This is a genomic window from Rugamonas violacea, from assembly GCF_016461825.1.
GTDB lineage: Bacteria > Pseudomonadota > Gammaproteobacteria > Burkholderiales > Burkholderiaceae_D > Rugamonas.
In genome coordinates this window covers 56,832-65,628 of the sequence record NZ_JAEMNU010000105.1, presented here as the reverse complement: position 1 = coordinate 65,628, position 8,797 = coordinate 56,832, and the positions used below count along the sequence as shown (strand labels likewise).

Below are 8,797 nucleotides of genomic sequence, written 5' to 3'. Positions count from 1 at the left end.
GTTGCCGCCGTTGTCGGCGGCGCGGGTCGGTTGCGCGTCCTTCGGCGGGATCGGCTGCTTGATCGGCGCGGCCGGCTTGGCGCCGGTCTGGCCGGTCGGCGGCTTGTCGGCCGGGCGCGCCGGCGCCTCCGCGCCGCGCGCCGACTGGCGCTGCTCGATCTCGCGCGACAGGGCGCGCTGGAATTGATTGTCCTGGCCGCCGGCGTTGAAGCTCACCTTGGGCGGCGCCGACGCCGCGTTGGCGTTGAGGGTCGGGAGTTGCAGAGGAGCAGTTTGCATGGTGGCGCCGTTTTCAGTGGTTCGCTGCGCTGGTCCGCCGCGATGGGTTGCCGCCGAGCCGGGCTCAGCGTTTGTAATAAGCTTGTCGTGCTGCGTGTTCGTCCATCTGCTTCTGGTCGCGCTTGGCTTCGAGCTTGAGCGCCTCGACCGCCGCACGCTTGCTCAGCGTGGTGTAGGACATGCGCTTGCGCTCGCAGGCCTGCCACGCCGCCTTCTCCTGCGCGCCGCGATGCTCGGCGTGCTTGATGACCTCCTGCTGGCCGGTGATCGCGTTGTCCAGCTTGCCCATGAAGGCCTGGAAGTTGCGGTAGGCCATGGGCGTGATGCCGGCGGCCTGGGCCGCCTCGAAGCGCTTGGCGTATTCGTCGCGGTAGCCGATCAACATCTGGTGTTTCTGTTTCGCCTCGGCCACCGCCGCCAGGGCCGCGCCCAGCCGCTTGGCGGCGTCGTCGGTTTCCCGCTGCGCCAGCTCAATCAGGGTGTTCAGTTGGGATTGGGAGGCCATGGTGATCCATTATAGGCAGGGCGGGCCGGCGTCAATCAGTCGAACAGAGAGGTAAGTTGGCTCAAGCTCTCGCCCATGCCGACCCGGTCGGTGATTTGTTGTTGCAGGAATTCCTCGATGCGCTCGTGCAGTTCGATCGCCTTGTCGAGCACCGGGTCGCTGCCCGGGCTGTAGGCGCCGACGGCGATCAGGTCGCGGCTGCGCTCGTAGCGCGAATATAGTTGCTTGAGCATGCGGGCGCGTTGCTGGTGCTCGGGCGAGGTGATCGAGTGCATCGCCCGGCTGATCGATTGTTCGATGTCGATGGCCGGGTAGTGGCCGGCCTCGGCCAGGCGGCGGTTCAGCACGATGTGGCCGTCGAGAATCGCGCGGGCCGAGTCGGCGATCGGGTCCTGCTGGTCGTCGCCCTCGGTCAGCACGGTGTAGAAGGCGGTGATCGAGCCGCCGCCTTCCTCGCCGTTGCCGGCCCGTTCGACCAGGATCGGCAGCTTGGCGAACACCGACGGCGGATAGCCCTTGGTGGCCGGCGGCTCGCCGATGGCCAGGGCGATCTCGCGCTGGGCCATGGCGTAGCGGGTCAGCGAGTCCATGATCAGCAGCACGTTCTGGCCCTGGTCGCGGAAGTGCTCGGCGATCGCCGTGGCGTAGGCGGCGCCCTGCAGGCGCATCAGCGGCGGCGTGTCGGCCGGCGCCGCCACCACCACCGAGCGCGCCAGGCCCTCGGCGCCGAGGATCTGTTCGATGAACTCCTTGACCTCGCGGCCGCGTTCGCCGATCAGGCCGACGACGATGACGTCGGCCTCGGTGTAGCGCGCCATCATGCCCAGCAGCACGCTCTTGCCGACGCCGGAGCCGGCGAACAGGCCCATGCGCTGGCCCCGGCCCACCGTCAGCATGGCGTTGATCGAGCGCACGCCGACGTCGAGCGTGTCGACGATGGGGGCGCGGCCCAGCGGGTTGGCCGGCCGCACGTTGATCGGCGCGCTGTCGCCGGGCAGCAGCGGACCGAGCTTGTCGAGCGGGCGGCCGGCGCCGTCGAGCACGCGGCCGAGCAACTGGGCGCCGACCGGCAGGTGGCGCGCCCGGTCGCTGGGCCGGCGCCGTGGATGCGGCACGCTGCCCGGGCGCGGAATGGTCGGCTCGACCGGGAACACGCGGGTGCCCGGCACGACACCCTCGACGTCGCTCTGCGGCATCAGGAACAGGCGCTCGCCCTCGAAGCCGACCACCTCGGCCTCGATCTTGCCGCCGTTGGGCAGCGGCACGGTGCAGGCGGCGCCGACCGCCAGGCGCAGGCCGACCGCCTCCATCACCAGGCCGGCGACGCGGGTGACCCGGCCCGACACCTGCATCGGTTCGACGAAGCCGAGCACGGCGGCGCAGTCGGCCAGGTGGGCCTGCCAGCGGGCGGCGTGCGGATTGGCGGGGGAGGGGTGGTCGCTCATGGGTTTAACTCTGGGCTTGATTCCGGGCTGCTATTCGGTTGATTCCGGGCGGATGCGTGGCGGCGCTGTGCGCTGCGGACGGCGCCGGCGTCGGCGGGCGAGGGGGCGGGCGGACGGCTCAGTCCAGCCAGTCGTCGCTCTTGCCCAGCGCGGTGCTCAGGCGCTGCCAGCGGGCGGCGGCCTGGGCGTCGATCTGGTTGCTGGCGGTGTCGACCTTGCAGCCGCCACGGCCGATCTGCTCGTCTTCGACCACGCGCCAGCCGCCCTTGTCGAGCTCCTCGCCGATGCCGGCGCGCACCAGCGGGGCGTCTTCCGGGTTGAGCACCAGCAGGGCCGGTTGTTGCAGCACCGGCAGGTACTCGATCGCCTCGCGCACGATCGGCAGCACCAGCTCGGGCTTGATGCGCAGCGCGTTCTTCAGCATGCCCTTGGCCAGTTGCAGGGCCAGTTCCAGCACCTCGTTGGAGATCAGCTGGTCGGCCTCGCGCAGCGAGTCGCTGAAGTTGAGGGCCAGCGCGCGCAGGTGTTCGAGCTCCTCGGCGGCGGCGATCTTGCCGTCGGCCAGCGCGTCGGCGTGGCCGGCGGCGTGGCCTTCCTGGTAGCCGTCCAGGCGGGCCTGCTCGCGGATGGCGTCGACCTCGTCCTGGCTGGGGTGCGCGGGCGGCGGCGGCGCCGGCGGGCCGATCTCGGCCGCCTCCTGCTCGGCGATGGCGGCGCGGATCTCGGCCTCCTGCAGCTCGAAGGCGGCGATGGCGGCGCGCTCGATCTCGACCTGCTGGGCGTCGCGCGCGGCCAGCACGCTGGGGCGCTCGTCGCCGAAGGAGGTCATCTCCCAGCGCTGGTAGGCCGACTGCTGTTCTTTCGGAATATTAGACAAACGAATCCTCGCCTTTGCCGCCTAGCACGATCTGGCCCTCGTCGGCGAGGCGCCGGACGATTTGCAGGATCTGCTTCTGTTGGGTTTCCACTTCGGACAGGCGCACCGGCCCCTTCGATTCGAGGTCCTCGCGCATCATTTCGCTGGCGCGCGCCGACATGTTGCGGAAGATCTTGTCGCGCAGTTCCTGCGAGGCGCCCTTCAGCGCGATGATCAGCATCTCCGACTGCACCTCGCGCAGCAGCAGCTGGATGCCGCGGTCGTCGATGTCGATCACGTTGTCGAAGACGAACATCTCGTCCATGATCTTCTGCGCCATGTCGTTGTCGTAGTTCTTGATGTTGTCCATCACCGAACCCTCTTGCTCGCCGCTCATGAAGTTGAGGATCTCGGCCGCCGCGCGCACGCCGCCGAGCGAGGATTTCTTGATGTTCTCGTTGCCCGACAACAGCTTGGTGAGCACGTCGTTGAGCTCGCGCAGCGCGGCCGGCTGCACGCCGTCCAGGGTGGCGATGCGCAGCACCACGTCGTTGCGCAGGCGGTCGGTGAAGTGGCCGAGGATTTCGCAGGCCTGGTCGCGTTCCAGGTGGACCAGGATGGTGGCGATGATCTGCGGGTGCTCGTTGCGGATCAGCTCGGAGACCGACTGCGAGTCCATCCACTTCAGGCTCTCGATGCCGGAGGCGTCCTTGCCGCCCAGGATGCGCGACAGCAGCACCGAGGCCTTGTCGTCGCCCAGCGCCTTGGTCAGCACCTGGCGGATGTACTCGTCCGAGTCGAGGCCGACGGTCGAGTTCATCTCCGTCTGGGTGCGGAAGTCCTCCAGCACCTGCACCACCTGCTCGTGGGCGATGCCCTTCATGGTGGCCATCGCCGCGCCCAGCTTGAGCACCTCGCGCGGGCCGAGGAACTTCATCACCTCGGAGGCCTCGGTCTCGCCCATCGCCAGCATCAGGATGGCGGCCTTTTGCAGTCCAGTATTCTCAGTCATTTGTGCCTATCCATGCTTTGATCACTTGCGCCACCACGCGCGGGTCCTCGTTGGCCAGTTTCTTGGCCAGCGCCAGATTCTCACGGTAGCCGCGCGCCGTGCTCTCTTCCATCTGCTTGAGTTCCTCCTCGGCGATCAACTCGTGGTCGATGAAGTCCTCGGGCTCGGGTTCGGGCTCGTCCGGCACCGGCGGCGGCGCGTTCATGTCGTCGATTTTCTTCAGCACCGGCCGCATCATCGGCCGCACGATGCGCAGCAGGATGTAGAGCAGGATCAGGGCGGTGATGAGGAACTTGGCCAGGTCCTTGGCCATCGGCAGGTTGGCCGGGTCGCGCCACCATTCCAGGGTCGGCTCGAACGGCCGGTCGACGCCGTCGAACGGCGAGTTGGCCACGCTGACGGCGTCGCCGCGGTCCTGGCTGTAACCCATGGCCTGCTTGACCAGGTCGTTGATCTTGGCCATCTCCTCCGGCGTGTAGGGCTTGATGGTGACCTTGCCGGCCTTGTCGACGATGCGGCGGTAGTTGACCACCACCGCCACCGTCAGGCGGCGCAGGCCGCCCATGCCGTGCTGCTCGTAGCGCACGGTCTTGTCGACCTCGTAGTTGGTGGTCGACTCCTTGTGCCGCGGGCTGTCGCTGTTGGCCAGGGTGCTGTTGGCCGGCACGCCCGGCGGCCCGGCGACGGCGCCCGGCGCGGCCGCCGTCAGCGGCGCCGTGGCGGTGCCCGGCGGCTGGTTCGACAGGGCGCCCGGGATGCCCGACGGGTTGGTGTTGGCGTTGCCGCCCGTTTCGCTGGTTTGCTGGCTGCGGATCGACGAGGCGGCCGGCGGCGAGTTCGGCTTGTAGGTTTCGGCGGCCTGCTCGACCTGGGAGAAGTCGACGTCGGCGCGCGCCTCGGCGCGCACATTGCCCTCGCCGACGATGGGGATGATGATCGATTCGACCTGCTTGATGACCTGCAGCTGCATTTCCTTGACGTACTTGAGCTGGGTCTCGTCCATGTTCTTGGCGTTGGCGCCGGCGCTGCCGTTCTTGTTCAGGTCGGAGATCAGGTTGCCGGCCTGGTCGACCACGGTGACGTTGGCCGGCAGCAGTTCCGGCACGCTGGAGGCGACCAGGTGGATGATGGCGCTGGTCTGTTGCGGGTCGAGCACGCGGTTGGGGTGCAGGTTGAGCAGCACCGAGGCGGTCGGCTTTTGCTGGTCGCGCACGAAGACCGACGGTTTCGGCAGCGCCAGGTGGACCCGCGCCGTGTCGACGGCGGCCAGCGACTGGATCGAGCGGGCCAGTTCGCCCTCGAGGGCGCGCTGGTAGTTGACCTGTTCGAGGAACTGCGACACGCCCAGCTTCTGGTTTTCCATCAGCTCGAAGCCGACGTTGCCGCCCTTGGGCAGGCCCTGCGCCGCCAGCTTCAGGCGGATGTCGTGCACCTGCTCGGTCGGCACCAGGATGGCGCTGCCGCTGTCGGAGAACTTGTGCTTGATGTTGAGCTTGTCGAGCTCGGCGGTGATGGCGCCGCCGTCGCGGTCGGTGAAGTTGGAGAACAGCACGCCGTACTCGGGCGGCTTGTTCCACAGCCACAGCGCCAGGCCGATGGCGAGGATGCCGGCCACGCCCAGGCCGCGCAGGAAGTTCTTGCCCATCGGGGTCTGGATGAAGGGCACTTTCGCCGCCTGCTCGGCCTCCAGGCCGGGCACTGCTGGGTCGATGTCGAGTTCTTCGGCTACTGCCATGGTCGGATTCCGCGTGCTTGGGTTCAGTTTGGGTCGGTGCGGCCGGCTTCCCCGGGGGGATTGGGCCAATGAAGCACATTATCTGCCGGCCCGGCGCCGGCCCATCGCCGAAATAGAAGCTCGTTTACGGCCCTGCTCGGCGCAGTGGCTGGCGCCGCTTTTGTTATTCTGACACTCTGACAGCGCTGGTGTGTCGCCATTGTAACGCCGGCGCTGGACCCGTGCGGCGGAATTTGTTCCGTTGCAGCAACGAATTGGAGTCGAGTATGAGAACAGGTGGAATCGATAGCAGCCAGATCCAGGCGATGATCGCGCAATTGAAGGCCCACGCGGCGCGGCCGCAGGCGACGCCGCCGGTGCTGCAGAGCGAGCCGACGGTGGCCAAGGTCAATTTCGCCGATGCGCTGAAGAGCTCGCTGGACGCGGTCAACGCCAGCCAGCTCAAGGCCGACGGCATGGGCAAGCAGTTTTCCTCGGGCGACGACAGCGTCAGTTTGTCGGACGTGATGGTGTCGATGCAGAAGGCCAGCATCAACTTCCAGGCCACCGTGCAGGTGCGCAACAAGCTGGTCAGCGCCTACCACGAGATCATGAACATGCAGGTCTAGGCGGCGCGAGCCGGCTTTGCGCCTGGGTGAAGTTTGGCGGCGACGGTGCGCGGGCGCGACCCGGCGGCGTGAATCCGGGGTCAGACCCGGCGGGTCTGACCCCGGCCTCTGCCGTTGGCTTAGGGTTGCACCGTCAGCGGACTCAAAAAAAACCGGCGGCGCCGCGAGGCCCGCCGGTTTTTCCGCGTCCCGGGCGTTCAGCCCAGGCCGGCGATGCGGGCGTTGCGTTCGCGTTCGAGCTTGGTGATGTAGCGCTGCACCTGGGCCAGCATGGGCCGGGCGATGTCGACGAAGGCGCAGCCGAGGCGGCGGTTGGACTTGTTGTTGAGCAGGGTCAGGTCGATCGAGTTGCGGATCTGCAGGGTGGTGGCCACCGTGCCGATCTCCGGCAGGTCGATGCGGCAGTCCAGGTAGTTCTTGCCGATGGTGTCGCCCAGCAACAGCTTGTTGTCCATGATGGCGATGCCGCCGCAACTGATGTCGGCCAGCGGGAAGGGGTGGCTGCCGCCGCCCAGCTCGGCCGGCAGCGGCACGATCACCCGCACCGGGTTGCTGACCGGCGTGTTCATGCGGTAGAACTCGCGCCGTTGCAGGCGGATCAGCGTGGCCGGCAGGGCGATGCGCAGCGCCGGGTTGCCTTCGTGGAAGCATTGCTCGGCCTTCTCGGCGGAGAACAGGATGCGGATCTTGTCGAGCGTGGTCTCGAAGGTGATGTTGTGGCTGCCGATGATGCGCTGGTTCTGTTCGCGGTCGATCGAGGCGTCGAGGATGACGGCGTTGTGGTCCGGTTGCACCTCGAGGATCGAGGTGACGCAGACGTCGGCCTCGCCGCGCACCAGCATGCGGATCAGCTGATTCTTCTCGCCGATGCCGCGCAGCAGGGCGATGATCTCCCTGCGCGACTCGATCTCAAAATCGTGCCAGTTTTCCAAGTCCGCGTCCTGAATATGTGATTGCATGCAAGCCAGTCTGTTAAGTGTCTGTGTCTGTGTCTGTGTCTGAGGCCGGTTCGGCGCCGGGCGCGCTGTTGAACACCGGATTCAAATAGCGGAGTTCGGGCGCGTCGGGCTTTTCCGGTGTATTGCTCGGCTCGGCGGCCGCGATCTCGGTCGGCGGCAACGTCGGCAGCGGCGCACCGGACTTTTTCGCCGCTTCAATATGATATAACCAGGCCAGCAGTTCCGCAATCGTGCGGTACAGCGTGGGCGGAATTTGCTGGTCGAGGTCGATGTCCATCAGCAGCGAGACCAGCTCCTTCGACTCATGGATGAACACGCCATGCTCGTTGGCGACGTTGATGATCTGCTCGGCCACCAGGCCGCGCCCCTTGGCCACCACCTTCGGCGCCGGCGCCCCGCTCTGGTAAGCCAGCGCCACCGCCTGCTGCAGCGGCCGGCGCGGCGTATCCTCAGCCGTCATGCTGGTCTCCGCCGCGGATGGTCAGCGAGGACAGCGGCGAACCGGCCGCCGCCATGGCGCTTTCGAGCCGGTCGGCGTAGGCGCGCAAGGTGGCGGCCGACTCCTCGTTGGCGGTCTGCACCTGGATCTGGATCTGGCCGCCGACCAGGGTCACGCTGGCCTCGACCTGACCGAGCAGGGGGAAGCGGAAACGCACGCCGCTGCGCCACACCTGCTCCGGCGCGGCGCCGTCTTCCTGGCCGCCGGACTGTTGCTGTGGCTCGCGCTGTTCGCGCTGGATGTGCCACTGCATCGGCTGGCCGGGCCAGGCTTCGCCCTGCCATTGCACGCGCGCCTGCTCGTGGCTGTGCAATTGCTGGTTGATCATTTGCGCCGCCGCCAGGTCCGGCCCGGCGTTGGCCGCGCGCGCCGCCTCGGCGCCCTGGGCCAGACGCAGCATCTGCGGTTCGCGCATCAGCTCGGGCAGGGTGCGCTGGCCCTTGACCCATTCGACGACATGGGATTCGTAGAACAGGCCGCTGTTGGTGATGGTGTCGCGCAGCGTCTGCGCCAGTTGCTCGGGCAGCGGCGCGCCGCTGGCCACCAGGGCGGCGCGGCCGACCAGGCCGGCCGGCGCGCCGCCCACGCTGTTGGCGGTGCCGAGCACGCTGGTCAGCACGCGCGCCGTCGGGCTCAGCGTGGCCGGCGCGGTGCCGGCGTCGAGCTCGGGTAGCTCGGCGGCCGGCGTCAACGGCGCCCGGCCCAGCAGTATGGCGGCCAGGCTGCCGGCCGGCCGGGCCGCCGCCGCCGCCGGGGCCGGCAGGCCGGCCGCCAGCAAGGTGGCGCTGGCGCTGGCGTTGGCCGTGGCCAGGGCGGCTGGTGTGGCGGCCGGCGCGGTCGCGGGCGGCGGCGTTGCTCCGGCGGGCAGGGCAAGGCTGCCCGCGCCGGCCGGGGTGGTG

Annotated in this window: 8 protein-coding genes and 2 pseudogenes; 1 reads left to right on the top strand and 9 read right to left on the bottom strand. The window is 68.4% G+C overall.

Annotated elements, in window-relative coordinates:
* The 6 genes and pseudogenes from H7U20_RS19625 to fliF form a co-directional block, all read right to left on the bottom strand.
* A pseudogene (locus H7U20_RS19625) lies at positions 1 to 279 on the bottom strand (flagellar hook-length control protein FliK); the annotation flags it as partial.
* Between the two features lie 64 nt (positions 280 to 343).
* Positions 344 to 784, bottom strand: coding sequence for a flagellar export protein FliJ (gene fliJ / locus H7U20_RS19620; protein WP_199760829.1), 441 nt, complete (start codon positions 782 to 784; stop codon positions 344 to 346).
* Between the two features lie 35 nt (positions 785 to 819).
* On the bottom strand, positions 820 to 2,229 hold the full coding sequence (gene fliI / locus H7U20_RS19615) for a flagellar protein export ATPase FliI (protein WP_199760828.1): 1,410 nt from the start codon (positions 2,227 to 2,229) through the stop codon (positions 820 to 822).
* A 118-nt stretch (positions 2,230 to 2,347) separates the two neighbouring features.
* Positions 2,348 to 3,106, bottom strand: coding sequence for a flagellar assembly protein FliH (locus H7U20_RS19610; protein ID WP_233410916.1), 759 nt, complete (start codon positions 3,104 to 3,106; stop codon positions 2,348 to 2,350).
* Positions 3,099 to 4,097: a flagellar motor switch protein FliG gene (gene fliG, locus H7U20_RS19605; RefSeq protein WP_093384478.1), complete on the bottom strand. Its 999-nt coding sequence runs from the start codon at positions 4,095 to 4,097 to the stop codon at positions 3,099 to 3,101. The genes H7U20_RS19610 and fliG overlap by 8 nt, the downstream gene beginning before the upstream one ends.
* The gene (gene fliF, locus H7U20_RS19600; RefSeq protein WP_199760827.1) at positions 4,090 to 5,832 is read right to left on the bottom strand and encodes a flagellar basal-body MS-ring/collar protein FliF; all 1,743 of its coding nucleotides are present in this window, start codon (positions 5,830 to 5,832) and stop codon (positions 4,090 to 4,092) included. Before fliF ends, fliG begins: the two co-directional genes overlap by 8 nt.
* A 266-nt stretch (positions 5,833 to 6,098) precedes the next feature.
* On the opposite strand from fliF, the gene fliE reads away from it, so the two are divergent.
* On the top strand, positions 6,099 to 6,440 hold the full coding sequence (fliE, locus tag H7U20_RS19595) for a flagellar hook-basal body complex protein FliE (protein ID WP_199760826.1): 342 nt from the start codon (positions 6,099 to 6,101) through the stop codon (positions 6,438 to 6,440).
* Between the two features lie 197 nt (positions 6,441 to 6,637).
* On the opposite strand, the gene H7U20_RS19590 is transcribed toward fliE, so the two are convergent.
* The 3 genes and pseudogenes from H7U20_RS19590 to fliK form a co-directional block, all read right to left on the bottom strand.
* Positions 6,638 to 7,399, bottom strand: a complete 762-nt coding sequence (locus tag H7U20_RS19590; protein WP_199760825.1) for a flagellar brake protein — start codon at positions 7,397 to 7,399, stop codon at positions 6,638 to 6,640.
* Positions 7,400 to 7,529: 130 nt separating this feature from the next.
* Positions 7,530 to 7,859: pseudogene (locus H7U20_RS19585) on the bottom strand (EscU/YscU/HrcU family type III secretion system export apparatus switch protein); the annotation flags it as partial.
* Positions 7,849 to 8,797, bottom strand: a 949-nt coding sequence (gene fliK, locus H7U20_RS19580; RefSeq protein ID WP_199760823.1) for a flagellar hook-length control protein FliK, incomplete at its 5' end; no start/stop codon positions are given. The pseudogene H7U20_RS19585 and the gene fliK, both read right to left, overlap by 11 nt.

Excerpts from the sequence above, each read along its gene's own strand:
- H7U20_RS19590 (WP_199760825.1), bottom strand. The coding sequence starts at position 7,399 with ATGCAATCACATATTCAGGACGCGGACTTGGAAAACTGGCACGATTTT.
- fliG (WP_093384478.1), bottom strand. The coding sequence starts at position 4,097 with ATGACTGAGAATACTGGACTGCAAAAGGCCGCCATCCTGATGCTGGCG.
- fliJ (WP_199760829.1), bottom strand. The coding sequence starts at position 784 with ATGGCCTCCCAATCCCAACTGAACACCCTGATTGAGCTGGCGCAGCGG.
- fliF (WP_199760827.1), bottom strand. The coding sequence starts at position 5,832 with ATGGCAGTAGCCGAAGAACTCGACATCGACCCAGCAGTGCCCGGCCTG.
- fliI (WP_199760828.1), bottom strand. The coding sequence starts at position 2,229 with ATGAGCGACCACCCCTCCCCCGCCAATCCGCACGCCGCCCGCTGGCAG.
- fliE (WP_199760826.1), top strand. The coding sequence starts at position 6,099 with ATGAGAACAGGTGGAATCGATAGCAGCCAGATCCAGGCGATGATCGCG.